Annotated in this window: 21 protein-coding genes and 2 pseudogenes; 7 read left to right on the plus strand and 16 right to left on the minus strand. The window is 68.0% G+C overall.

Annotated elements, in window-relative coordinates; genetic code table 11:
• Positions 1-122 precede the first annotated feature (122 nt).
• Both OG966_RS01350 and OG966_RS01355 read left to right on the plus strand, forming a co-directional pair.
• Positions 123-245: a hypothetical protein gene (locus OG966_RS01350; protein ID WP_326647452.1), complete on the plus strand. Its 123-nt coding sequence runs from the start codon at positions 123-125 to the stop codon at positions 243-245.
• A gap of 37 nt (positions 246-282) precedes the next feature.
• On the plus strand, positions 283-1,008 hold the full coding sequence (locus OG966_RS01355) for an alpha/beta hydrolase (RefSeq protein ID WP_326647453.1): 726 nt from the start codon (positions 283-285) through the stop codon (positions 1,006-1,008).
• Between the two features lie 515 nt (positions 1,009-1,523).
• On the opposite strand, the gene OG966_RS01360 is transcribed toward OG966_RS01355, so the two are convergent.
• Both OG966_RS01360 and OG966_RS01365 read right to left on the minus strand, forming a co-directional pair.
• Positions 1,524-1,970 (minus strand): hypothetical protein, encoded by a 447-nt coding sequence (locus OG966_RS01360; protein WP_326647454.1) that lies wholly within the window; start codon positions 1,968-1,970, stop codon positions 1,524-1,526.
• A 317-nt stretch (positions 1,971-2,287) separates the two neighbouring features.
• Positions 2,288-3,973, minus strand: coding sequence for a ribonuclease J (locus tag OG966_RS01365; protein ID WP_326647455.1), 1,686 nt, complete (start codon positions 3,971-3,973; stop codon positions 2,288-2,290).
• A gap of 366 nt (positions 3,974-4,339) precedes the next feature.
• Here OG966_RS01365 and OG966_RS01370 point away from each other — a divergent pair.
• Positions 4,340-4,737 (plus strand): annotated as a pseudogene (locus tag OG966_RS01370) (NF041680 family putative transposase); the annotation flags it as partial.
• On the opposite strand, the pseudogene OG966_RS01375 reads toward OG966_RS01370, so the two are convergent.
• Positions 4,718-4,855: pseudogene (locus tag OG966_RS01375) on the minus strand (IS5/IS1182 family transposase); the annotation flags it as partial. The pseudogenes OG966_RS01370 and OG966_RS01375 overlap by 20 nt on opposite strands.
• A 186-nt stretch (positions 4,856-5,041) precedes the next feature.
• Between OG966_RS01375 and OG966_RS01380 the strand changes: the two are divergent.
• Together OG966_RS01380 and OG966_RS01385 are read left to right on the plus strand one after the other, a co-directional pair.
• A complete protein-coding gene (locus OG966_RS01380; RefSeq protein WP_326655555.1) occupies positions 5,042-5,587 on the plus strand; it encodes a hypothetical protein in 546 nt (181 codons plus the stop codon).
• An 812-nt stretch (positions 5,588-6,399) separates the two neighbouring features.
• Positions 6,400-7,410 carry a pyridoxal-phosphate dependent enzyme gene (locus OG966_RS01385; RefSeq protein ID WP_326647456.1) on the plus strand — a complete coding sequence of 337 codons (1,011 nt, stop codon included), beginning with the start codon at positions 6,400-6,402 and terminating at the stop codon, positions 7,408-7,410.
• Between the two features lie 119 nt (positions 7,411-7,529).
• Here OG966_RS01385 and OG966_RS01390 read toward each other — a convergent pair whose 3' ends face one another.
• Genes OG966_RS01390 through OG966_RS01400 form a run of 3 tightly spaced genes read right to left on the minus strand, consistent with a single transcriptional unit; the run spans position 7,530 to position 9,039 of the window.
• Positions 7,530-8,024 carry a nuclear transport factor 2 family protein gene (locus OG966_RS01390; RefSeq protein WP_326655037.1) on the minus strand — a complete coding sequence of 165 codons (495 nt, stop codon included), beginning with the start codon at positions 8,022-8,024 and terminating at the stop codon, positions 7,530-7,532.
• Between the two features lie 5 nt (positions 8,025-8,029).
• Positions 8,030-8,764 (minus strand): SDR family oxidoreductase, encoded by a 735-nt coding sequence (locus OG966_RS01395; protein ID WP_326647457.1) that lies wholly within the window; start codon positions 8,762-8,764, stop codon positions 8,030-8,032.
• Positions 8,761-9,039 (minus strand): Atu4866 domain-containing protein, encoded by a 279-nt coding sequence (locus OG966_RS01400; protein WP_326647459.1) that lies wholly within the window; start codon positions 9,037-9,039, stop codon positions 8,761-8,763. Before OG966_RS01400 ends, OG966_RS01395 begins: the two co-directional genes overlap by 4 nt.
• Before the next feature lie 133 nt (positions 9,040-9,172).
• Here OG966_RS01400 and OG966_RS01405 point away from each other — a divergent pair, with 133 nt between their 5' ends.
• The gene (locus tag OG966_RS01405; protein ID WP_326647460.1) at positions 9,173-10,015 is read left to right on the plus strand and encodes a helix-turn-helix transcriptional regulator; all 843 of its coding nucleotides are present in this window, start codon (positions 9,173-9,175) and stop codon (positions 10,013-10,015) included.
• A gap of 447 nt (positions 10,016-10,462) precedes the next feature.
• On the opposite strand, the gene OG966_RS01410 is transcribed toward OG966_RS01405, so the two are convergent.
• The 6 genes from OG966_RS01410 to OG966_RS01435 form a co-directional block, all read right to left on the minus strand.
• Positions 10,463-12,016, minus strand: coding sequence for a serine/threonine-protein kinase (locus tag OG966_RS01410; RefSeq protein ID WP_326647461.1), 1,554 nt, complete (start codon positions 12,014-12,016; stop codon positions 10,463-10,465).
• Positions 12,017-12,361: 345 nt separating this feature from the next.
• The gene (locus OG966_RS01415; protein WP_326647462.1) at positions 12,362-13,216 is read right to left on the minus strand and encodes a class I SAM-dependent methyltransferase; all 855 of its coding nucleotides are present in this window, start codon (positions 13,214-13,216) and stop codon (positions 12,362-12,364) included.
• Between the two features lie 263 nt (positions 13,217-13,479).
• Positions 13,480-15,678 carry an ATP-binding protein gene (locus tag OG966_RS01420; RefSeq protein WP_326647463.1) on the minus strand — a complete coding sequence of 733 codons (2,199 nt, stop codon included), beginning with the start codon at positions 15,676-15,678 and terminating at the stop codon, positions 13,480-13,482.
• A gap of 70 nt (positions 15,679-15,748) precedes the next feature.
• Entirely contained in the window at positions 15,749-16,099 is a 351-nt protein-coding gene (locus tag OG966_RS01425) for a hypothetical protein (RefSeq protein WP_326647464.1), read from the minus strand.
• Positions 16,100-16,352: 253 nt separating this feature from the next.
• Positions 16,353-17,369, minus strand: a complete 1,017-nt coding sequence (locus tag OG966_RS01430) for a hypothetical protein (RefSeq protein ID WP_326647465.1) — start codon at positions 17,367-17,369, stop codon at positions 16,353-16,355.
• 901 nt (positions 17,370-18,270) lie between these two features.
• The gene (locus tag OG966_RS01435) at positions 18,271-18,753 is read right to left on the minus strand and encodes a WapI family immunity protein (RefSeq protein ID WP_326647466.1); all 483 of its coding nucleotides are present in this window, start codon (positions 18,751-18,753) and stop codon (positions 18,271-18,273) included.
• Between the two features lie 1,900 nt (positions 18,754-20,653).
• Between OG966_RS01435 and OG966_RS01440 the strand changes: the two genes are divergently transcribed.
• On the plus strand, positions 20,654-21,136 hold the full coding sequence (locus OG966_RS01440) for a hypothetical protein (protein ID WP_326647467.1): 483 nt from the start codon (positions 20,654-20,656) through the stop codon (positions 21,134-21,136).
• 205 nt (positions 21,137-21,341) lie between these two features.
• Here the strand turns inward: OG966_RS01440 and OG966_RS01445 are convergent, their stop codons facing one another.
• The 4 genes from OG966_RS01445 to OG966_RS01460 all read right to left on the minus strand — a co-directional run bounded on the left by OG966_RS01445 (position 21,342) and on the right by OG966_RS01460 (position 25,142).
• A complete protein-coding gene (locus OG966_RS01445; RefSeq protein WP_326647468.1) occupies positions 21,342-22,145 on the minus strand; it encodes a class I SAM-dependent methyltransferase in 804 nt (267 codons plus the stop codon).
• A 246-nt stretch (positions 22,146-22,391) separates the two neighbouring features.
• A complete protein-coding gene (locus tag OG966_RS01450) occupies positions 22,392-22,838 on the minus strand; it encodes a PaaI family thioesterase (RefSeq protein WP_326647469.1) in 447 nt (148 codons plus the stop codon).
• A 295-nt stretch (positions 22,839-23,133) separates the two neighbouring features.
• Positions 23,134-24,630, minus strand: coding sequence for a long-chain-fatty-acid--CoA ligase (locus OG966_RS01455; protein ID WP_326647470.1), 1,497 nt, complete (start codon positions 24,628-24,630; stop codon positions 23,134-23,136).
• A 53-nt stretch (positions 24,631-24,683) separates the two neighbouring features.
• The gene (locus tag OG966_RS01460) at positions 24,684-25,142 is read right to left on the minus strand and encodes a DUF6069 family protein (RefSeq protein WP_326647471.1); all 459 of its coding nucleotides are present in this window, start codon (positions 25,140-25,142) and stop codon (positions 24,684-24,686) included.
• Between the last annotated feature and the right edge of the window lie 29 nt (positions 25,143-25,171).

Below are 25,171 nucleotides of genomic sequence, written 5' to 3' on the forward strand. Positions count from 1 at the left end.
CCGCGGCTGCCGACGCTGCCGCGCCTGTATCACCTGCTGTGGCGGCTGGAGCTGAGCTTGGAGTGGAACCGGGCGATGGGGCCGGACAGTGTGATCAGCGCATCGGCCCGGATGCGTCGGCGATGCGCCGCTCCCTGGAGGCGGACGCCGCAGTCAACGACAACGACCTGTTCTGCTCGCAATCCATCACCAGAGACCGCGGCGCGGACATGGCATCAGACATCCTGGACACGCCGGAGAACTGATTCACGATGCAGCATTCCACCGCCCAAAGGAACAGCCTTGAACATAGCGATCCGCACCATGCGATACCCCACCGGCAGCGAGAGCAAGCTCCTCGACATCTACAACTCCACCCGGCACCGCGGCCAGTGCGTGTTGCTCTGGCACGGCAGGGGACCCGACGAGCGAGACGTACTCGCCCCACTGGCCCGGGAGATCGCCAGTCTGGGCCCTACCGTCCTCGTACCGGACTGGCGTTCGGACCGGCCGGACGACGGCCGCGGCCATCTCACCGACGCTCTACGGTTCGCCCGTGACTACACACAGACCTTCACCAACCCCGAGCGGATAGTGCTCGCAGGCTGGTCGGCGGGCGCAGGCGCCGCTCTGGGGGTATCCCTGCACCCGGAGCTCTTCGACGGCTGGCGGCCAGCCGCGGTGGTCGGCATCGCGGGCGGCTACCGGCTCCCGGCGCGCACCACGGGCACAGTGCCCCTCGAGATGCTGGGACGGGCGGTGGAACCGGTGCCCGTACGGCTGGTGCACGGCAGCGCGGACACAGCCGTCCCCTGCGACTCCTCGAGGGAACTGCACGAAGCACTGAGCCAACAGGGCTGGGACTCCGAACTCTACGAGCCGGCCTCCGACCACGCTGGAGTGATCGGCTGCATGTACGAGCCCACGGTACGTCGGTGCCTGCCTGCGGCAGACCCCTCGGTAAGAGACTGCGGACGGGCGACCGCCCGAGTGGTCGCTGACGCGGCACAATCGGCCGCACGCCGATGAGACGAGACCTTCCGCCGTTGCCGAGCACTGGGCGACTTCGGCAACTGCCGCCGCGGGCTACCTCGATGGGGCCGGGGTAAGCGGCGCCACATTCACCGGTGCCATGGTGCTCTTCAACGGCGCCAAGTTCGCCGGCTCCAGGGTCCGCTTCAGCGGCACCAGCGGCTCGGTCCGCTTCAGCAACGCAAGATTCACCAGCGGCACAGTCCGCTTCGACGCCGCAGAGTTCACAGGGGCGACGTCGACTTCTCTAGTGTGGAGGGAACCGCGCCGCCTGGTCTGATCCCTTCAGGCAGACAGCTCCTATTAACCGGGCCGAGCTTGCCTCAGGCGTGGTATCGCCCGACACCCTGCCCACCCTCCTCGCGTCGGCCGGAAGCTCGGTCGCCGCGCCCGCCAGTCATCCGTACACGGCACAGGCTCGCCTCGCTCCCAGCCGGGCGTCGGTCCTTGTACGTTCGCCCGTCGCGACCCGGGCCAAGGTCAAGCGCGTGCTGGCCCCTGCCGCATGAGCACTATGCTTGGCTCGCCAACTCTCGCCACCACAGCGGATGTTCGGCGACGGTGGAACGCATCGCCGGACTGTGCTCCAGGATAAAACGGCAGTAGTCCCGCCAGTCCTCGTAGGACTCGGTTTCCGGGATGCGACGTGTGGCCATCAGGCCAGTTTCCAGAACGTCGGCCAGCACCTCAGTCACGATCAGGATTCGTTCACGCTCTTCCCCTTGATCCGGGCACGGCTTGTTGTCGTAGAAGTACGCCCTCATTCCGGGGTACTCCAACATCTTGAAGTAGATCTCTCGCACGTTGTTCAGGCAGGCGTCTATTCCGGTCGTGCCGTTGATGACGTTGCCCATCCGGACCTGCTCGGACACGGCCTTCGTCTGCTTCGCCAGGAACATCAGCGACACGATCAGCCCCAGCAGGCCACCGAGCGCACTCACAGTCGTCACCATGGTCATCCCCCACCGTCAGCGGAGTTGATTCCTTCCCAGAAGCAGCGCCTTTCCACCGCCATGACGGCCGTCAGCACCTGAACGGTCACCCGTCACCACACGCACGCGTGAGGCGTGAACAGGCCGTGGTCAAGCTCGTGTTGGAGTCTGCGCCTGACGCCCCGCCTACGGACCGTCAGGCGGCGCGGACTCAGCTTTTGTCGTCACTCTTCTTCCGGCGCCCACGACACTCACGGAGAAGACGGAGGACCTCTGGGGCGTGCGGGGCTCCGGTGTCGGCGCCCCGCAGTTCTGGCTGAGCAAGCCGACCGGACATATCCCCGTCAGGCGTCGATGATGACCGGGATGATGAGGGGCTTGCGGCGGTGGGTGCGGAACGCCCATGACGCCACGGCCCTGGCGATGAGTTGCTCCAGTTGGTGCGCGTCACCGACGCCTTCCAGGGCCGCGGTGGCCAGGACCTTCTCGATCACCGGGATGACCGGCTCGAAGGTGGTGTCGTCGTGGACGAAGCCGCGAGCCAGGAAGTCTGGTGCCTCGGCGAGGGCGCCCGTGTCGGCGTCGACGATGGCCACGACGGTGACGACGCCTTCCTCCGCGAGGGTAAGACGGTCCTTCAGGGACGCCTCGGTGGCGCCGCCGACCTCCATGCCGTCCACGTAGACGTAGCCCGCGGGCACCTTGCCGGTGATGGAGGCGCGTCCGCCGACGAGGTCGACAACGACACCGTCCTCGGCGATGACCACCCGCTCGGGATCGACCCCGGTGCGGATGGCCAGGTCGCCGTTGGCCCGCAGATGGCGCCATTCACCGTGCACAGGCATGACGTGCCGGGGCTTGACGATGTTGTAGCAGTACACGAGCTCACCCGCGCTGGCGTGCCCCGAGACATGCACCTTGGCGTTGCCCTTGTGGACGACGTTCGCGCCCCACCGGGTCAGCCCGTTGATCACCCGGTAGATGGCGTTCTCATTGCCCGGGATGAGAGAGCTGGCGAGCAGGACGGTGTCCCCCTTGCCGATCCGGATCATGTGGTCGCGGTTGGCCATCCGCGACAGTGCCGCCATCGGCTCGCCCTGCGAACCGGTGCACACCAGGGCGATCTGGTGGTCCGGCAGCTTCTCCAGTTCCTTCATGCCGACGACCAGGCCGGGCGGAACCTTCAGATAGCCCAGCTCACGGGCGATACCCATGTTGCGGACCATGGACCGGCCCACGAAGGCGACCTTGCGGCCGTGCTGGTGAGCGGCGTCGAGTACTTGCTGGATGCGGTGCACATGGCTGGCGAAGCTCGAGACGATGACCCGCCGTGGGGCGGTGCGCAGGACCTGTTCGATCGCGGGGTTCAGCTCGCGCTCGGAGGTGGTGAAGCCGGGCACCTCGGCGTTGGTGGAGTCGGTGAGGAACAGGTCGACGCCCTCCTCGCCGAGCCGGGCGAAGGCGCGCAGGTCCGTAATGCGGTCGTCCAGGGGGAACTGGTCCATCTTGAAGTCACCAGTGTGCAGCACCAGCCCGGCGCCGGTACGGATCGCGACCGCGAGACCGTCCGGGATGGAGTGGTTGACCGCCACGAACTCGCAGTCGAAGGGACCGAACCCCCGCCGGTCGCCCTCACGTACCCGCACCGTACTCGGCCTGATTCCGTGCTCCTTGAGCTTGGCCTCCAGGAACGCCAGCGTCAGCTTCGAGCCGACGACGGGAATGTCACGTCGCTCGCGCAGCAGGTACGGTACGCCCCCGATGTGGTCCTCGTGGCCATGGGTCAGCACCACGGCCACCACATCGTCCAGACGGTCCCGGATCGAGGTGAAGTCCGGCAGGATCACATCCACGCCGGGCTGGGTCTCCTCGGGAAACAGCACACCGCAGTCGACGATAAGCAGCTTCCCGGCGTGCTCGAAGACGGTCATGTTGCGACCGATCTCGCCCAGGCCGCCCAGGGCGACGACCCGCAGCCCTCCTTCGGGCAGCGGAGGGGCGGCTTTCAGATCGGGATGCGGATGACTCATACCCTGACGTTATCGGAGAATCTCCTGAGGTGATCCTTCGCGGGTTCTCCAGCCGGTTCACCGGGCGCGCTTGATGTCCGGCGGCGCTGTCGCGGTCGGCAACCTACAGTGGGCGGGTCAGAGTGCGGTGGGGGCAGTAACGGTTCCCCTCGGCGAGTCGTACGCCAGTGCGAGAGAAGATCTCGTGGCTCTTGTCGTGGTTCCCGGCTTCGGCCGCCTCGTCGTGGGCTTCGACACTGGCTCCACTCCGTGCAGAGGAGCACCTGGGTGCCGTCGGTGCTCAGCGGAGGGTTTCGGCCAGGAGCGGCTTCTGTCCGCAGCCGTACGATTCTGCGCGGCCGGAACCGGACCGACCGCGACCTTTGTCTGCCCGGTGGCAACGAACCGCTGCCCCTGTGGCTGTGGTCGTCCGCCACCGATCTGACCGGCGAGGACGTCGACGTGCGCCGGCAAGCGTTTCTGCGGAGGTTCGACGTGCAGCACACGTTCCGCATGATCAAGCAAACCCTCGGCTGGACCGACCAGAAGTCCGCACCCCCGAAACCGGCGACCGCTGGGCATGGCTCGTCATCGTCACGCCATCGCCGCCCACGCTCAGCTGAGGCTCGTCCGCCAGGCCGCCGCCGTCTGCGGCGCCCATGGGAGAAACCAGCCGAGCCCGGTCAGCTCACTCCAGCCCGGGTCCGCCGCGGGTGCATCCGCCCGCGTCTCGCCTGCCCGGCCGGTGCACCCAACCCTCACGGCCCGGCCCCGGACGGCCGCCCGCACCGGGTCCGCACCCTCGCGACGCAGCATGGCCACCATCGTGCCGAAACTGCGCGGGCTCAGCCCGGCGAACGGTGCCATCCAGGATGGCTGCGACGCCATGATCACACCAGCCATACCAGGACCATCTCACCGCCACCAGCAGACTTGGGACAGCCTTTAGGCTGTGCGAATGGTCGAACGCGATGCAAGGAAGATGCCGGCGGTGCTGCCCGCCCACGCGATCGAGGTCGGGACCGACCCGCTGGACCGGCCGACGCGGAACTCGGTGGGCGGCTGGCCGTTCCTCGACGATGCCCAGGAATGGCCCGACTGTTTTTGCGGCGAGCGGATGGCCCTGTCCTGTTCTTCCAACTCGACATACCCCTCGACCTGGAGCACTTCGGCGGAGAGCACCTGCTGGTCTTCCACTGCCGCACGCACAACGACGCATCCGACCACCAGATGGCTGCTGGTCGGCTCGTGCCCCGGTACTGGGACGCGCCACAGCCGCCCTACCCGCGTCCGTTCTGGCGCGTGCTGCTCCAACGCCACGCGGCGTTGCCGGCGGCAGAGACCGAACCGTCCCTGTGCGCCCTGCCACTGACGCTGCAGCCCTTCGAGGACACCCTCAACCCGCACGGGCTCAGAGCCCAGACATTCAAGGTCGGCGGTACCCCGTCCTGGGCGCAGGATCCCGAGCACTACAAGTGCGCGTGCGGCACCGATTTGGTGTACGTCTGCCAGGTGCCGGAGGGCATGGAATTCGGCGCCGACACCGACGGGCTGTTTCTCGGCAACGAGATCTACCTGCTGGCGTGCCCGAGCCACTGCGATCCGGCGGCCGTCTGGCCGGTGAACCAGAACTGACCCCTCGGCGTCACCGATCTGCACAACCCCGTCGGCGCCGATAGCCCTCACAACGAGCAGGTCAGCCAAAGACTCCGTAGATCATTTACGGGAGACTGCCGGGCGAGTAGGCGCCGGTGGCAGGCTTCGGCGCAGTGCCTTTGCGGCGGTCCCACCACCAGGCGCTGCGCAGCTTCCCCGGGGTGCCGCTCGTGGAAGTCCGCACGGCCCCGCAGACGCGCGGAATGCGCCTCTGGGCGTCCGTCAGGATCTCCTCCCGCCCCCTCCGGGGAATCGCCGCTGGCTGCCGAAGTCAGCAGCGATCGGTGCACCTGGGAGAGAAGTATGTAGGCGTGCCTCGGGACATGACCGCTACCCAGGGCGCGGAAGGACTGAATCCATCTCCAATGACAACTCATCCCGCTACATTGTGAGTTGTCCCGCACGCCCTACAGGGGGCCCCGCCACTCCATGACGGGGCAGCGCTCCGGAAAGGGGAGGTGGGGACATGGGTGACAAGTCGTCTACCCATCGGGCACGGTTAGCGGCAGAGCTCACCAAGCGGCTGGCTGTTTCACTGAGCGCTCGCGCTCTTTGGGCAGCCATCGTGGAGGTGTTTAGCAGCTACTACTGATGCTTGGGGAGGAGGCACGGGGCTGGAGGGTTGGGTACCCCTGGACTCTCGAACCCGCTACGTGCCTCCTCTTAAGGACGTACGCCTCGCTCGCTCTGCTGAACTCGTGGGCAGCCACAAACAGACAGACTCGCCCGACACCAGACGTGTCAGGGGCCCGCAACTCGCGGACAACGCTCGGAGGAGAGGTCGGACCGGTATGAGAGGACCGCTGCTGCACCGGCGGTTTCCGCAGTTGGTCACGTCATTGCCATACGTCCCGCTCGGCGATCGGCCGACGCCCGTACGCGAGCTGACCGGGTTGGCACACGGGGTCTCGCTGTGGTGCAAGGACGAGAGCGGATTCGGCTCAGGCGGGTGGGGCGGCAACAAGATCCGCAAGCTTGAGTGGATCCTCCCCGATGTGCAACGCCGTGGGACACCTACGATCCTCACAGTGGGTGGTCTCGGTACGAACTGGGGCCTGGCCACGGCTCTTTACGCTCGAGAGCAGGGCCTGGCCACCGCGCTCGCCCTGATCGACCAGCCGGTCGATGACCACGTCCGCGCACAACTGGACCGGCTTCGACGGTCCGGTGCCACCCTGCACTTCACCCGCACCAAGAATCGGACAATCGCCGCCGCCCCCTGGCTCTTCCTTCACCACGCCACAGGGAAGCGGCTGCCATACTTCCTGCCGGCGGGCGGGTCCGCACCGGTCGGTACGCTCGGCTACGTCGAAGCAGCCCTCGAGCTCGCGGCCCAGGTAGCAGACGGAGCTCTGCCGGAACCCTCGCATGTGGTCACCGCCCTCGGCTCAGGGGGTACAGCCGCAGGACTGGCTCTCGGCCTCCGGCTGGCAGGGCTGCGCCGCACACGAGTGGTGGGCGTGGTCGTCAACCACACGCTGCGGCTGGACGCGAAAGCCGTGGTCGCGCTGGCCAGGAAAACCGAGCGTTTGCTTCGCAGGCGGGGCGCGAACCTTCCTCCGATCCGGATCACGCCGGACGACGTGACGACAGTGCGGGACTGGCTGGGTCCGGGCTACGGTTACGCCACACCGCAGGCCGTTGAGGCGCAGCGACTCGCCGCCGACAGTGCGCACATGGAGCTTGAGCCCGTGTACACGGCGAAAGCTCTGGCTGCCCTGCTCGCGATGGCGGCCGACGGTCGCCTCGGCACCGGCCCCGTTCTGTTCCTCCATACCCACGGCCCCAGGGACGGCCTCTGAGCACCACCGGCTCGTCCGCAGATACCTCTGCCGACCGGAGTCGGTCAGGCCACGCTCGGGCAACCGCGTTTCCCGCCGGAAGGTTCGGACGCGGAATGCGCGTAACTGGGGGACCTCGTCTACTCGAAGGCCTTCAGGGTGTCCTCGCCGTCGGTCCACCAGACGCCGAGCCTTTGGCGGACGAGGAGCCAGCCGTTCGGGCCCCGACGGAATTCCCAGTCGTAGGGGCCGCCCATGGAGTAGGGCGAGGAGGCTTTTCCGGGTGCGGTGACAGCGACGAACCACATGTAGCCGATGCCGGTCGCCCGGTTGCCCTCTATGTCGAAGTGCATGTTGAGGATGTGGTGCTGCATGCTCGGGTAGGGCGATTCCGCCTCTTCCACCTTCGCCCGGACCGCCTCCTTCCCGTGGGTTTTCTCCCATGGCCCGAACTCCAGCACCGCTTCCTCAGCCCAGCAGGCGATCCAGGTCTGCCAGTCCTTGCGGTCCAGCGCCCTCCACCCGCGGATCATGAGGGCGCGCAGAGCTTCCTTGTCCTCCAGGTCCCGAAGTCTTCGGACCAGGCTGTCGTAGTCGGCGACAGTGGGTTGCGCATCAGCTCCTTTGCTTCCGATCTGGGTCACTGGGCGCTCGCGGCGGGCCGGATGACGATTTCGTTCACATCGACCTGCGAAGGCTGGGAAATGGCGTAGGCGATGGCCTCCGCGATGGCCGAGGCGGGCAGTGCTACGGCGCGGTAGGTCTTCATCGCCTCCCTGGCTTCCAGGTCGGAGATGCTGTCGGCGAGTTCGGACTCGGTCACGCCCGGGGAGACGAGGGTGACCCGGATGTCTCCGGCGGACTCCTGGCGCAGTCCTTCGGAGATCGCGCGGACGGCGAACTTGGTGGCGCAGTAGACGGCGGCGGTGGGAGAGACCTCGTACCCGCCGACGGAGCCGATGTTCACGAAGTGCCCGCCGCCCTGTGCGCGCATCGCGGGCAGGGCGGCGGCGATACCGTGCAGGATTCCCCGGACGTTCACGTCGATCATGCGGTCCCACTCATCGGTCTTGAGCGCTTCCAGCGGGGAGAGGGGCATCAGACCCGCGTTGTTCACGAGGGCGTCGATCCGGCCGTACTCGCAAAGCGCCGCGTCGATGAACGCGCGCGTGTCTGCCGCGTCGGTGACATCCAGCTTTCGGAAGGCGGCGGTGCCGCCCTCCTTGGTGATCTCTTCAACCAGCCGCTCCAGCCGGCCGGTACGGCGCGCGCCGAGAAGGACCCGGTGCCCGTCCGCCGCCAGACGGCGTGCGGTCGCCTCACCGATGCCGCTGCTCGCACCGGTAATGGCCACGGTCTTGGTGGTCTGCGTCATGCTTGTTCCTCCTTGTGGAGAACGAGGTGTTCGTGGTGGAGCACACCGTCACGGATGTCGCCCGTGGCGGTGAACCCGGTGTCGTCGACATAGTCGAGATGACTGCCCGTCAGCGTGTAACGGCCGCTGTAGGCACTGCGACGCGTCCCGCGAGCCTCGTCATAACGGCCGTCGGCACGCAGCTCTTGCCGGATGTGCCCGTCCGCCGTCACCCACACGCCGACCACATCCGCCCTCTCACCGGCCCCTTCCACAGGGCTCGACTCTTCACTCACCGCGTTCCTTTCCGTACTTCCGTCCAGCTCGCTGTCCGGAGTCTGGACGGCGGAGGAAGGACCAGCCAGGACAGGCTGTGCCGGGGTACGGCACACCCAGGTACGCAGCCGGGTATCGGTCTAACCTGAAGAGGTGACCAGCAACGATCTCGGGGACTTTCTTCGGGCACACCGTGCACGGCTGCGGCCCGGCGACGTCGGGCTGGCCTCCTACGGCCGGCGCCGGGTGGCGGGGCTGCGGCGGGAGGAGGTCGCCGTCCTGGCCGGCATGAACACCGACTACTACGCCCGTCTGGAACAGGGCCGCGAGCACAGCCCTTCGCCACAGATCCTCGACGCGATCAGCGGCGCCCTGCGCATGGACCGCGAGGCACGTGACCATCTGTACCGGCTGGCGGACACCCTGCCGGACTCTCACCGGACACAGCCGAGAGAGACGGTCAGCCCGATGCTGAGTCAATTGCTGGACGGGTACACGAACACCCCGGCATTCGTCCTCAACCCAGCGCTGGACCTCCTGGCAGCCAACAGCCTGGCCGACGCGCTCTTCTCTCCGTTCGGGAAAGCGGAAAACCTGGCCCGCATGACCTTCCTCGACCCCGCAGGCCGCAGCTTCTACGCGCAGTGGCACCGTGCGGCCGAGGCGGTCGTCTCCAGCCTGCGCCAGGCCACCGGCTGTGAACCGCACTATCCACGCCTGCACGAACTGGTGAGCGTCCTCACCGAATCGAGCGAGGAATTCGCCACGCTCTGGTCCTCGCACACCGTCTACGGAAAAACCCACGCCGCCAAAGAACTCATCCACCCCGAGGTCGGAACCCTGTCACTCACCTACCAGTCCTTCGACGTACGCGGTGCACCTGGTCAGCAGGTCGTGATCTACCACGCCGAACCAGGAAGCCCCAGCTCCCAGGCGCTCTCCCTGCTCGGCAGCCTCAACGCCACACGCCGCCGAGAACCGACCCCGGAGCGGTAGCCCCGTGCTCACCAGCCTGCTCGCGCCGGGCGGGCAGCCGGCGTGTCAGGGTCGGGACAGGCCGCCCGTTGTCTTCCACGGTCCAGTCTCCGGAGCCGCCGGTCAGGATAAGGGGGCTCGTCGCCGGTACCGCGCTCAGTGCCGGTGCGTGTGGGGACGGCGACTCGATTGAGGTGAAGTCCTCCAGCCCCGGACATTGGCCCCTGCCGGGGCCGCCGGCAGTTATGTTGAACTGGTAGCGGCCCAGGAAGTTGATGTTCCGGTCCGTCAGCGGGGACAGCCGGGCCACGTCATCGTCCTTGAGGTCGTGGCTGGGCGACAGCCGCGTCCAGACACCGGGAGTTCCACAGGACCAGGGCGTTCAAGGACGAGTCCCGGACTGGACGCCGTGCACGTCCATGTCGATCGACGGTACACAGCGGTTCCACCGGCCGACGGCCGTCCCCGTCAGCGCCGGGTGAGGGTGGACGGCGCTCCGGCGGACTGCGCCCCTTCGTCGCCCAGGCCCAAGGTGTCGCGTCCGGTCATCGTGACGACGTAGATATTGCCCTCCGGGCAGGAGACGGCGGTCGATTGGTCGGTGGGATGGCTGGTGACCGCCTCAAAGACCATGGATGTCCTGCGCACCTCCCGCAGTTGCAGAGCCTCGGTGCAGCCCAGCTCACGGCCGGTGCCCACTTCGGTCAGGTGGCTGACCTGCTTGCCCGCCAGTTCACCCTGCCGTCCCGGGTGGAGGGTCAGGGTGACATTGAAATCGTTGGTCCGGGCCTGGGTGACGCCGTCGGCCGAGGGGGTGCCCGGGCCGGTGCCGACCCATGTACCCGCCCAGGATGCGGGCAGAGAAGCGACGGTGGTAGACGGCGAAGGCGTCGCACCGGATGCATCTTTGCCCGGCAGATGCTGCAGAACGAGCGTGGCTGCCGTCGCGATCAGGGAGGCGGCGATGGCCCCTGCGACCATCCATGCGGTACGGCCGGACAACCGCCGTCGCAGGAAACGGGTAGCGAGCTGGTCGGCATCCCTTACTCCGTCGGAGGCCGGGCCATCCGGAGCCTCACCTGGCCCAGATGCCACAGCCGGCGGTTGCGGTGCTGCGGAGACCAGCGCATGCGCTTCCTCCTCCCGCACCGCGATATCTCTCTCCAGCGCCTCGGGCAGCAGCTGCGGCCAGGTACCGGTGCGGCCGCCCAGGCGTTCCAGCAGCGCGCCGACGGCGCCGACCGTAGGCCGCTTCTGCGGGTTCTTGGCCAGACAGGACCGCAGCAGCGAAACCAGGGGCGCCGGAACCCCGTCGAGGTTTGGCTCCTCGTGCACGATGCGGTACAGCAAGACCGCGGCCGAGACCTCCTCGTCCCGGCGGGAGAAGGGGCCCGTTCCGGTCGCCGCGTACACCAGCACAGCAGCCAGGGAGAAGACATCAGCCGGTGCACCCGAACCCCCGGCACTCGCCTGCTCCGGCGCCAGATAACCGGGAGAACCGATCACGCCGCCGGTCCGCGTGTGGCGCGAGTCCTCCGTGGCGCGCGCGATCCCGAAGTCGATGAGCAAGGGGCTACGGCGGCCCAACAGCACATTGGACGGTTTGACATCCCGGTGTGCAAGTCCCGCCCCATGCACCGCCCCCAGCGCCCCGCACATCTCGGCCGCCAGAGCCAGTACAGACCGCTCGGGCAGTCGGCCGTACCGCTGCACCCACTCAGCCAAGGAAGGCGCGGCCACGTACTCCGTAGCGAGCCACTGCGGCCGCTGCCCCACGGGGCTGTAGTCCACCACCGCAGTGGTCCAACGGGAGCGCACCCGGTCGCTGTTACGGATTTCACGCGCGAACCGTTCCTCGAACCCCGGCTCATGCCCGAACTCGGCACGCACGGTCTTCAACGCCAGCGGACGCCCCGCCACAGTCCGGGACAGATACACCCGCCCCATACCACCCTCACCGAGCCGGGCCAGTAGCGGATAGCCCCCAAAAAACCCCGGATCCGACCTGTCCAGCGACTCCACGCCCCCGCCCCCTCAATCCACACACTGCCAACCCTGCTGAGCCCCCGGACCAGCCCAACCAAGAGCCGCATCCGCAACATTCGCACCAAGCATCACCCGCCACCTCGGGTCTCATTATCCGGCTCGGCCATGGCGCGATCCGATGGGCCCTGCGGCCTGCGATCCCGGCGTCGTGGTCTGAGTACTCGCCCCAGACCTGCGGGCCGGTGAGCCGCCTCGCCCCGTAGCCGATGCGCGGATCTGGTCCAGCTGCGAGGTCCGGATCCGGCCGGGCGGCCGGATCCGGGCCCGATTTCCGTTCGCGCCGGTCGGGCGGTCGCGGCCCGGACCGGTGTCCCGGTCCGCTCAGCGGGCGGTCAGCGAGTAGGCCGGCAGCGGCGTGTTGCCGCGGTCCTTCGCCAGGGACCGGAGCACATCCGCCTGGCTCAGTACCAGGTCCCGTACTGTCTGCGGCAGCTCAGACATCCGGTCGACGTTGTCGAGCAGTGTCACGCAGGCTTCCACCTCCCAGTCGCCGTCCTGTAGGGCGGTTGTGTCCACGGCCGTCCCGGGGGCGGGGTCCCAGCCTGTCACTGGGAGAACCCGAAGCAGGCTTTCGTGCGAGAACGGCGTGCGCACATTGCCTCCGCCCCGCGATCCGCTCGCCTCGATCTGGCCCTGGATCAGGACGGCCAGCAGGTGGGGCAGCTGGTCAGCTGAGCGGGGTGTGAGGTCCCACTCGGTGAAGCACAGGTTCCGTGCCCAGCGACGGACCCGGGCGAGGGTCTCCCGTAGCTGGTCCAGGGAGGCGAAGTACCAGGAGCAGTGTGCCAGGACGGCGTAGTCGAACCCGCTGTCGGGGAAGGTGACGGCCTCGTCGAGGAGGTCCAGGCCGAAGCGGAATTCGATGCGGGAGCCCAGCGGCGTCGCCTTGAGGTGCTCCGCCGACTGCCCCAGGGTGACCGGGGCGCCGTACGCCGGATCCGCTATGTCGACAGCGACCACCCGGCCCTGCGGGCCGACGGCCTCGGCGAGAACGGCCGTCATGTCACCCTGCCCACAGCCGACTTCCAGGACCGAGGCACCGGCGGGAATGTCCCAGCTGGAGACGAGTGCGGCCCGGTACAGGGTCTGGGACAACTGCATGCCGGGGCTCACGTCGGCGGCGGCCATGGCGGCCGCGATCGAGGGCACCATCGCCATCAGATCGGTCTTGTTCACAGAATCCTTCGTTGTGCTCTTCGGGTGCGTGCGTGTCAAGGCTGTTGTTGGTCAGGTCGGCGCCGCTCGTTGATCCTCAAGAAGTACCAGACATGGCTGACCACCCAGGCGTGATATCCCTTCGAAACAGTGGTTCCGGGCCAGGGCCACTGCGACAACACCCGCTATCCAGTCGCCAAGGACCAAAGCGAGCAGTTGAACCCTACGACGTACCATCCAGGACGGCCCCCGGTGCCATGACCCGGCACGACGGTGTGGACGGCCTACGAACCGCCCGGGCTCCGTCGCCTTCTGATGCGCCGCCACATTCCGTGTCCCGCAGCACTACGCGCCAGGACGTCGGCGAGTTCTGTCAGCACCAGCGCTTCCTCGGCGTTCTCGCCCAGATGCGCAGCGACCGCAACAGCGTCCGCGTGGAGTTCGCACGCTTCCTCCCGTCGCCCCACCGCGGCGAGCGCGAGACCAAGCCTGCTCAGCGCGTCGCACAGCGCGTGCTCGTGCGCCCTGAGATCCTCTGCGGCCAGTTGCCTGAAGACGTCCACGCCCTCAGCGGCCCGCAGCACGGCGTCTTCCGGTCGGTCCGCCTCCAACAGCTTCGCACTGAGATGGATCAACAGGTCGGCGAAGTACCTCTGGAAGGTCCCCGGGGCCGCCTGTGCCTGGCGTCTGCGGATCTCCACGGCTTCCTGCGCGGGGGCGACGGCCTCCGAGTGCCGGCCCAGGTCCGCGAGCGCAACGCTGAGGTTGTGCAGTGCTCCCGCGAGTTCCACATCGTGAAGTGCGGGCTCGTCCCCGCGTGCCCATCGGCGTCCGATGGTCACGGCCTCCTCGGCGGCCTCCCGGCGCCTTTCCGGATCGCGCTCCTGGATGGCGAGGTTCGCAAGGGAACGTCCCACCAGGGGTTCGATGTCAGGCTGGTCCCGGGCGAGTTCCCGGTAGATCCTGATGGACTCCTTTGTCGCGGCGACAGCCTCCGCCCGCCGCCCGGCCCCGAACAGCGCCATGCCGAGGATGGTGTGGAGCCCACCCGTGTCGCTCACCGTTCCGTGACCGTCGACCACTGCCAGCGCCGCCTCAGCCACAGCGGTTCCGTCGTCGAAATAGCGCCACTGGAAGAGGCGATACACGAGGTCGAAAGCGATGCGTACCACGACATCCGGATGGCTCCCGGAGAAGGTCTGGGCGGCAGCGGTGAGGTTCGCGCGCTCGTCCTTGAGCCAGCCGAGCGCTTCACTGCGGCTGCCGAACCGCTGACGGCTATGCTCCTCCGGCAGGTCCGCCAGGAGCGCGGTCGCGGCTTCGAACGTCGTGGAGTAGTGCTCCAGCAGCCGGTCCGCCGCCTCCGCCCGGGCACCCGCGTCGTCCCCTTCCGCCAGTTCCGCCGCGTACAGACGGATCAGGTCGTGCATCCGCCACCGCCCTTCGCCCACCGGCTGCTCGCTCAGCAACGCCGTGCGGGCGAGGTCAGCCAGCAGGCCCCGGGCCGGGCGGCCGATCAGGGCTTCCGCCGCTTCCGTGGCCAGGTCCGGGCCGGGGTTGAGGGACAACAGGCGGAAGAGCAGGGCCTGTTCGGGGTCCAAGCGACGGTACGAGCCCTCGAACGCGGCCCGTACGGCGAGGGAGTGGCCGCCGTCGTCGTAGCGCAGGTGCTCCAGGCGGCCTCGGGTGTTCGCCAGTTCGGCGGCGAAAGCGGCGAGGGAAAGGCCCGGGTCGCCGGTGAGGCGGGCCGCGGCGATCTCCAGGGCGAGCGGGAGTCTGCCGCAGTGGCGCACGACCTCGTCCAGTGCCTCACGCTCGCGCGAAGGACGGATGTCGTCGGGACGCGCGCGGGTGAGGCTGTCGCTGATGAGTTCGCGGGCCGGGCCGGGCGCCAGTTCGTAGAGGCCGAGCTGGCGCGCGGGGAGGGCCGCGAGGATGTCCCGGGAGGTCACCACCAACCGGTGTTCGCGACGCGCGGGGATCAGGGGGCTCACCTGCGCGGCCGTTGAGGCGTTGTCCGCCACGAGCAGCACGCGTCGGCCGTGGTCGGCCATGCGGGCCAGCTCGGAGCGGTAGACGGCCGCCTGTTCGTCGGTCGTGGACGGCAGGTCCTCGTCCCGCACGCCGAGTGCCCGCAGCAGCGCGGCAAGTGCCTGCCCGCCCGTGACCTGGCCCTCGGGGTCGTAACCGCGCAGATTCACGAACAGCACGCCGCCGGGGTACCAGTTGCGTACGACCGCCGCCTCGTGGGCGACATGCAGCGCCAGTGCGGTCTTGCCGATCCCCCCGAGTCCGGAGACGGCGGAGACCACGACGGCCGAGGGGCCCTGCCCTTCGGGATCGAGGAGTTCCAGCAGCTGTTCGGCCTCGGACGTGCGGCCGACGAGGTGGGCCGGTGGGGCCGGAAGCGCGGCCGTTGCCTGCGGTACGGGGCCGGTACCCGTGGCGATGATGTTGTACTGGTCGCCGGCGAACTGCTCCACGCGTCCCGCTCCCTGGGCGCGCGCGTGCTGCTCTGCGCGGTGGTTACGCCGCTTCTCCCCCGCCATCCGGCTACCGCCCGCCGGTGTGCTGATCGCCGCCGATCTGCGTAATGCGCGCAGTGCCGGACGATTCGGCCTGCTGCTCCACATCAACAGAGGGCGCGGAGTCCGTACCACCTCGGCTGCCGCCGATCTGTGTGGTCCGTGAGGCCTCCGTCGCCGTCGCCCGCTGGACCACCCGGCCGCCGCCCCGCGTCTCGCGCCCGGCCCACCAGCCGAGCGGCGCGCCGGCCGCGCCTGCGGCGACCGTCGCGAACGCGGTGGCGACCGCCCAGCGTTCAGCCTCCCCACGCGGCAGCCAGCCGGAGAACACCGATCCGGCCAGCCACAGACCGACTCCGAAGGCCACGACCGATGCCATCACAGCCACTGCCCACCGACCCGTTCGCGCCACAGCGGAACTCCCCTCGTGGTCCCAGTGGTTCAAGGGTTCCAGGCTCAGGCCGCCCTGGGAACACGGCAGGGGCCTCCGGTGCTCCTCGCGGAGCTCCGGGGGCCTTCACCCCGCGTCAGCGTTGCGCGCGCTCAGAGCTTGAGAGTCGTGGTGACGTACCGTGTCTCGGGGCCGAACGCCTTGTTCATCTCAGAGCGCGAGTTCACGTAGCACCGCGGGATCAGCGTCCCTCCCGCCCGTCCGACTCGAACGCGCTCAGCAGCAGTTCCCGGTAGGAGAATTCGGTGACCTTCCGCCGTCTGCGTAGCAGGAAGGTCTTCTCCACTGTTGCCACGTAGCTGAAATGAGGGCGGACAGGTCCCTCGTCGGAGGGTTCGTAGGAGGGCTGCTCGTTCCTGAAAAAATGTACACCGAGCATCCTCGGAGGCAACTTTTCGTCGTAGAAGGCGACACGGTCCTCACTGATGTGTGGATCCGACCCGTCGGGAAGGCCAGCCAAGCACAGCGGGTCCTCCAGAACCGTCATGATCTTGCAGAGTTCCCGCCGCGCCTTCGGATAGCCGCCCCGTTTCTGGTCGTACGGCGGAATGACCACAGTGAGGCGTTCAAGCCGCTGCGTCTCCACGACCTTCCGGATCTCCCACCAGGAGGAAGCCCGGATCTCCTGGCGGGGCGGGATGATCAGGACGACGGAATGGGCCTGCTCGATAAGCTTCTCCACCGGCTGCATCCAATTGTCATTGGCCTTCATGTAGACGGGACCGCCGGGAGCCAGGAAGAGATGGGGGGCCACCACGGCGTACGTCTCGCAGGCCGACGTGTCGAACCAGGCACGGTTGACGATCTGTTCCATGGTCGACATGACCTTCATCCCGGCGAGCGACACGGACCGCCGCTTTCTGCTGCTCCGGACGAGGATGTACCCGTCGGAACCGAACGCGCGCAGAATGAGGCAGTACCTCACGCCCGACCGGACAAGTTCGTCGGTGGTCTCACCGAGGTCCTTGATCCTCAGCTTCGGTCGGTAGCGCCAGAGCCAGATCATTCTGGCTGCCCCTGCGACGAAGACAAGTAGGACGAAGAACTGCAGAGCGCCGGCCATGCCTTCGATGAAGAGGTCGACGCTGAAGGCCGCGCCGAGGGTGGTCAGCACGCCAAAGCAGCCGATACCGCGGGTGACCTGCTTGGCGACTACGCGGGCCCCGGTCTGCGGCACCAGCTCTTTTCGGTCGGTCATCGAACGTCGGCAGCCTTTCTTCCGGCGCGCGCGGTGATCCCCGCTCCCGTCCCCCGCCATACCCAGCGGACCGGTCGCGCTCCTACGGCCAGCTTGTCCGATGAAAAGGATGCCCATGGGGACAATGAAGGACATCGCATGGAAAGGGGGTCACCGCTGCTAATCTGCCGCGCATCACGTGGACGACGGCCGTGACGTCGACCTCTATGAGGGCGACACGACCCCCGCGCCATCACCAACAACCCGGTGGCTCGTCCCCTGCCTTGTCAACCTGGTTGTGACCGCGCTTCCGTGATGACTACGGCCGGAGGACGACGCGGGCTTGAGTAAGGGAAATGAGATTCCCCCGTACTTCTGATGCTTGATCGTCTTGATCACGGATGATCAGCTCCCGTCTTGGGCAACAGGGAGGTGCTCAATGGGCATCGCCACGGCGGAGGGGGCACCAATGGCGGAGGACGATGACCCGCCAGTTCAACCGTCCGTCTGCAACGGCGCCACCTCGATGAAGTACCGCTCCTGGAGGGCGGGCGATTCGAGGTCCTTGAGCTCAGCGAGTGTCGGCTCCCCGGTCTGCGTGCTCAGAGCGCCCACATCACCCAGGAGTTCACGGTGAACGGGTGCACGGTAAACGGCACACTAGACCTTCGCTCCCTCAGCGTCGGCAACCAGCTGGCCCTCCGGGACACGATCATCCGCCCGGACGGTCGCGTTCTACGCAGAACCTGAATACTCCCCGCCGCTTGGCCCGATGAGGGCCTCCCTCCAGTGCACGGCCGGTCCTGCAATTTCCGTACCCGTCACGGGCAGGTGGCCGGCAAAACGGCTTCCCAATGGAGAAGTCAAGCCTCGGAGCCTGTGTTGGGCCCGGTGGACCGCCTCCCGTTGGGACCGACGTTGATCAGCGGGTTGGGAAGGAAGCCAGAGCAAGATCCCACTGGTCAGCTGCGTGAAGCAGTGCAGCTGTATCCGTCCGGACCTCCACGAAGTACTGGTAGATGTCTGCCCTGTCATCACCCTGCTGCCATGGGGGTGTCGCTTCCAGGGACAGGTGAAGGCGAACCACTGCCCCAGCCTCGCTTCGGTCGGCGAGGCTGAAGGCCAGGACCGGCTCGTTGAACCACGTGTCGGGGGACAAATAGCCTTCGTCATCAGGGTGGGTCACAGACACTGTCCCTGGGGCCACCGCGCGCAACCAAGCGGCGACCTGGCGGGCTTCGTGGGCCAGCAGAGATGGATCGGTAAAGGACCAACTGCCCTCGGCGGTCGACACCGTGCCACCGATGATCAGCCAGTTGTCGTCGTAACGGTTGCCTTGGGCCGTGGCGAACTGATAGCGCAGCGGGCGAAGGTCGACACGGTTTGCATGGTCGCTCAAGAGCACCGCCGCAGGATCTCACGGGCCCTCCCGGCGATGAACGGCGCCGACCAAGATCAGGGGGACGCTGGGACAAGCGGTGGCGTGACCTCGTAGACCTACGACCGGATCGCTTGGTACTGCCTCCGGTTCCTGCCCGTTCACCCCCGGAAATAGATCACTTATTGGCGTTTACGCGGACTTTTCATCCCCTCACAGTGCCTGTTTGGCCCCATAGTCAGTTGCTTTCTCGCCCGAAGTGAAACGACAGGGCGGAGAATGCCAATGGAGTTGCTTGACACCAATGCGGCGCGATAGGTGCAATGGGCCTGCCACGGCCGACAGGAAAAACTGACCGCCATTCAGCGCATGTAACCGGCGCGCGATCCGTTCGCGCGGAAATGCGTGAACACGCAGACAAGGAGAAACGGTTGGCTCGCAGCGAGAGTCGGGCATCCAGCGAAGCACCGCCGGGGGTGGGAGAATTAGCCGCTGTGGAGCCGACCGCGACGCAATCAGCGCGGAACGCCGCCCTTTCGGTGACGCGTGCCCCAGCGGCCCGCCCGGCGTGCCCCGTGGCCGAAACGGCTGCCGCGGCAAGGTGTTCGGCCCGGTGCCCATGGCCTCCGGGACGCTCACCTGTTTCTTCGAAGTCTCCGTTTTACGCAGAGGCCGCTTCTCCTGCACCGTCTTGCGACCGGGTGACCCGATCCGGCTCCGAGCCGGGAGGTACTCCCGTGTGACCCTGACATCGGCGCACCTGCACGGGGTTTCGCAGGCGGCGCCGCCGGGCTCGGCTTGGGCGCCGGAGGGGCCGGTACGAACTCACCGGGATCCTGCGCCTCCGTACCGTCCTTGAGCAGTGCAGCATCGGCGGCCGCCACAACGGCCGAACCATGCGAGGCCGGGTCGGACTTTCCCGCCACAAGCAGCAAGGGGTCAGCCACCAGCACCGCTCCTGCTATCGCGGCTCCCGCGAGCATAGGCTTCCGCAGGCCGCCGCCAGGGGACTCGGGGCCCGTCACGGTGGGCGGGCTCACACCGCCCGCAGCGGCGACTTCACCACCGCCATCGGGCTCGGCGGCACGAGCGGGGCTCGACTCCCCATCGGGAACCGATAAGGCCGCACCTGTTGCGGCGAGAGCGGCTTCGGTCTCGGGGCCGGCCGTCGGGGGCGCTGTGGCAGATGTCGCTGAAAGGGCGGCGTTCGACATTGGCTGCGCCGGAGCCGGTTCGGCGGCAGCCGCCCCTCCCCCCGGCGGCGCCTCCCTGGATGCCCGACGCCCACTCTGAGCCATCTGCCCCTCCTCAGCATGTGTTCACGAATTTGCCTCGCGGGCCAAATCTCACGCCGGCACGGGAATTGAATGGCGGTCACTTTCGCCCGGTCAGCCTCGGCTGGCCCATTGCATCGACCCCGCCGCATTAATGTCAAGCAATCTCGTGACCTTCTCCGTGCTGTCATTTCACTTCGGGCGACAAAGACAACTGGCTCTGAGGCAAACAGGCAGCACAAGGTGGCGAGATGTCCACAGTAGGCGCGGTAAGTGATCTATTTCCGGGGGTGAACGGGCAGCAACCGGGCCCGCAACCGGGCGATCCGGGTCCAAAGTCCGCCTCTCAATTTCCCGGCCCTGAAGTGACGTCGGCCACCTTCATGTGACGGTGGCATACGTGAACAGCGGACGGCCCCGCGGACGGCCGGGTTACCGTCCGCCTCGGCCGGGCCGCTTCCACGGGCGTGCGCGGTCAGGCGTCGAGTAGTGCTGGATTAACGTACGGATAGAGCTGTGGTTCGCGCTGCGGCACAGCTGAGGTGACCGCGTTCGGGGGTGGTCGGTTCTGGCGAGAGCCCACCATTCGCGCCTGGCAAGCCTGTCACTACCGAACCAAGTCCCCCAAGTGCAACCGTGTTGGAATTGCAGGCATGGTCACTCCTGCCGACGGATCCACGCGACTCGCCCCGGACGAGCCCTCGCGTCGCCTGCGCGCCGAGATCGAGCGGCTGCACGACGAAGCGGCGCAACAGAAGGCACTGGCCCATCGAAGGGCCGAATTCTGGAACAGGGCCCACATCGTGCTGGGTTTCCCCGCGGCTCTGCTCGCGGGCGTGGCCGGCGCCGCCGGACTGGCCACGGCGGACGCACGCGTCCCCGCGGCGCTGCTCGCCCTGGTCTCTGCCGGGTTCGCGGCCGGGGCCGGCTTCCTGCGGAGCGATGCCAGACGCGTGGCCAACAAACGCGCCCGGCAGTCGTGGGCGGACGTGGAGGGCAAGGCAAGCGTCAAGCTGGCGCACGAGCACCTGACCCCCGAAGACCTGCGCGAGCTGCTGGAATGCCGTCAGGCCGCGCTGGCCGCCTACGACGGTGACGGCCCTCAGCCGGGCCCGGCATCGGCGCTGCCCGGCTGAACGAGCGCTCCCGCCGTGACGATCAAAGGCGCCGGGCGCATGCCGAAGCCCGGTTACAGCCGGCGCCGTGGCTGCGTACGCTGCCGTCGAACAGCGCGACGTCGCCGAACTCGTGGCGTGCGTACGCGCCGGCGGCCCGGGACTGGCTTCGTTGGGATCAGGCCGGATCAGGGAGCCGGTTCTGGTTCGTGCCCTACGGCACCCATTACGTGCGGCGACCCCAGGCGGAGACCATCGGGGCCGTCGCCAGATCGAGTTGTCCGGTGGCGACGTTCGACAAGTGGCGGTCGATATCCTCGTCGGTCGCGATCCCCGCCGCCACGAGTCGGCCACGGATCTGCCGGACGGTCGCTGCCTCAAGAACGGTGCAAGCCGGCGAGGTGATCGGGAAGTAGGCATCCGCCTGTACATCGCGCAGGCCGGCTTCGCGCAGCACCCGGGGCAGTGTCCGGCCGTACGAGAGATCGGCACCGCGTGCCGCCATGAGTTCACGGAACCCGGACCGGAGACGGTTGGCCAGCCGCTGCTCGGGGCCCGACTCGTCCGGGCACAGCAAAGGCTGCAGCCCTGGATCGGCATCCTCCAGGAGCAGCACACCACCGGGTCGCAGCGCCTGGACCATGCGGCGCAGCGCCCCGGCGCGGTCGACGACATGCACCAGGACCAGCCGGGCGTGCACCAGGTCGAAACCACCCGGCGGCGGAGGATCGGCCGCAACGTCGTGGCGCAGGACTTCGACGACATCGGAGGCGGCGTCCCGGGCCCAGGACACATCAATGTCGGTGCAGACCACCTGCCCCGCGGCTCCGACACGCTCGGCAAGGCCCGCAGGAACGGAGGGGCCGCCGGCCCCGACCTCCCAGCACCGCATGCCCTTGGTGATGCCGATCCGGTCGATGTGCCGGAACGTCACCGGATCGAACAGCTCGGCCAGCGCGCCGAATCGGATGCCCGCCTCCGACTGCTGGTTGTCGAGCAGATACCCGTGGTCCATGCCCTGCTCGGCCATGCCCTGCCCCACCACTTCTCTCTGCGTCCGCCAGACCCGAAGTCCACCACGCCCGACCCGCTTCTCGCCAACCGACCCACCCGTCACGCCTATTCGCGCGGCCAGGCCCCGACGGCCATCAAGTGCCCCGACAGAGCCGCAAGCGCAAGGCCCCTGGAACGGGCAGCAGTGGTGGCGCTACCTGCATCCGCTAGGCACCGGACGCCGCGTCTGTCCCGTAGAAGAAATAGGGAAGGTTGAGCGGTGTCACGCCGCGGTTCCCGCGCCGCTGAGAGGGATAACGCGAGCCGTGGCGCTGGCGGTTGCGATCACCATGTCGTCCGAGTCGGACAGCGACGCTTCCAGGTGGGCGATATCGCCCACCCGATGCACCACGCGGCCGTTCCCGAGGAGCCGCCCGGGGCGGACCGGGCGGAGGAAAGACACCTTGAGCTCCATGGTGGACTGAAACTGGTCGGGCTGGAGTGTGGCGAGAAGAGCAGGGCCGACCGTGTCGTAGAGCATCGCGGCGAGAAAGGCCCCCAGCACGTTACCCGTCGGATTGGTGAAGTCCTCGGTCGCGTTGAACGCCAGACGAATCGTACCGTTGTCGACGTCCGCGTCGATGAATTCCAACCCCAGGGTGGCCGCCGCACGCGGCAACGGCGAGCGCCCGTCCACCGCATCCCAAAACAGGCCGGATCGTCCGCTCATCACATCTCCCTGGGCCCGCGACAGTCTGGTGCCGTCCGCCGTCCATCCTTTCCCTTGCGGTCCCTTTCATCTGTCGTTCACCCACGTCGGCTCACTCGGATGGCGCCACGCGAACAGAGGGGCCTGACCGGTCAACCGTCGGTGAGTCAACGTTCACTGAGACAGGACAGCCTCTCCTCTGCTGGATCTGCCGCCAGTGCGATACCCCCTCTCCGGCCAGGGCCCGATGCCAGGAGCTGGCGCCACCGCTGGGACGAGCACGGAGAACGTGCACAGAGCCGGGCCTGTTGTCCCGTCAGTTCGGCGAAAGCGTGATCTCGCGCTTGAGGATCTTGCCGGTGGCACTTTTGGGCAGGGCGTCGACGATCCGGACCATGCGAGGGTACTTGTAGGCGGCGACACGGAACTTGACGAACTCGCGGAGTGCATCCGCTCCCGCGTCGCTGCCGGGTTTGAGGGTGACCACGGCGGCGACCTCCTCCCCGTGGGTGGGGTGCGGTACGCCAAGGACGGCGGCCTCGGCCACGGCCGGATGCTCGTACAGGACCTCCTCGATCTCCCGCGGGTAGACGTTGAGACCGCCGCGGATGATGAGGTCCTTCTTGCGGTCCACAATCCGGAAGCAGCCGTCGGGGTCGCGGATGCCGATGTCGCCGGTGCGCAGCCAGCCGTCCGGGATGGCCTCGGCGGTGGCCTCGGGCCTGCGCCAGTAACCCTTCATGACGTTGTGCCCGCGGACGGCGATCTCTCCGGCGGTGCCGTCCGCCACCTCACTGCCGTCCGGGTCGAGCACCCGCATCTCGACACCGAGAATCGGGGTGCCGATGGTGCCTGGACGGCGGGGGCGGCCGGGATGGTTGAAGCAGGCGACCGGGGAGGTCTCGGACAGTCCGTAGCCCTCGAGGACGGCGCAGCCGAAGGCCGCCTCGAAGGCGTGCAGGATCTCTACCGGCAGGGCGGCTCCGCCGGAGACGCACACCCGCAGCGAGGCGGTGTCCGCGTGACCTGCCGCGGCAAGCAGGGCGCCGTACATGGTTGGCACACCGATGAACGCGGTGACCCGGTCCCGTTCGATGATCTTCAGGGCCTTGGCGGCGTCGAAGCGGGGCAGCAGGGTCAGGCAGGCTCCGGCGGCGACGGCGCAGTTGAGTCCGACGACCTGCCCGAAGGCGTGGAAGAGCGGCAGACCGCCGAAGACCACGTCGGTCTCGGTGAGGTGCAACAGCGTGGTGCGGGTGACCTCGGTATTGCGCGCCAGGTTGTCGTGGGTGAGCTCGGCACCCTTGGGCCGGCCCGTCGTACCTGATGTGTAGAGGATCACTGCCGTGTCGGACGGCTTTCGGGAGGCCACGTCCCACTCCGGGTCGTGGCTCGCCAGGAGCCCACCGAACCCGTCCGCCGGCACCGCGAAGTGCGGCGTTCCGGCGGACTCGGCGCCCCGGAGCGCGCCGTCGACCTCGTGCGGTGCGAACAGAAGTGAGGCCGCGGAGTCGCGCAGGTGATACTCCACCTCGCGCGCCTTCAGCAGCGGATTCATCGGCACCACGACGGCCCCTGCGCGCAGGATGCCGTAGTACAGGACGGCGAACGCGGGCAGGTTCGGCAGCATCAGGCCGACCCGGTCGCCCGCGTGCACCCCGGCGCTGCGCAGGAGGGACGCGGCTCGCGCACTCGCTTCGTCGAGTTCGGCGTACCTCAGGGTGGCACTGTCGAGTCGGACAGCGGGGCGGTCGGGGTGACGCGCCGCGGAGTCCACCAGGATCGCGGTGAGGTTGGCGTTGGGGCTGGGCATGTGCGTGGCTCCTTCGACGTTCCGGGCCGGCGGCCGGATCACGCTCCGAACTGTCAACGGATCGATTGGTTGTTTCTGGCGTGCTGCTGCTTTCCGGGCCGATCGCCGTTTGCGCGGGCCAGGAGCGGAACGAGTACGGCGGCGACGGCCAGGTGCATCAACGCGAGCGTGGCCTTTGCACTGCCGGATGCCTGGACGTACGTCATGGGCGCGAGCGACACGAGCAACACGGTGACGGCCAGTCGGGTCCAGACGGTCGAGGCCCGGTCGGTCAACCGGTCCAGCCACTTTCGCGTCGCTGAGGCGAGCAGGGAGACGACGAGCGTGCTGCCGGCGACGAGGGGCAGGCCGACGACCTGGGGCGGTCGTCCGTTGCGGGCATCGACGCGAAGTTCGACGCCCAGGCTGCGGGCTGCGGTCCACAGCAGGGCTGTGGCCAGGACGGCGCCGCCGACCGCGTATGCGTGGCGGCGGAGGCTCGGGGTGGCTGGGCGGGTGGATGTGGCGGTCATCAGGGCACTCCATCAGGGGGTAGGCACGG

The sequence above is a fragment of the Streptomyces sp. NBC_01750 genome (genome assembly GCF_035918095.1).
GTDB lineage: Bacteria > Actinomycetota > Actinomycetes > Streptomycetales > Streptomycetaceae > Streptomyces.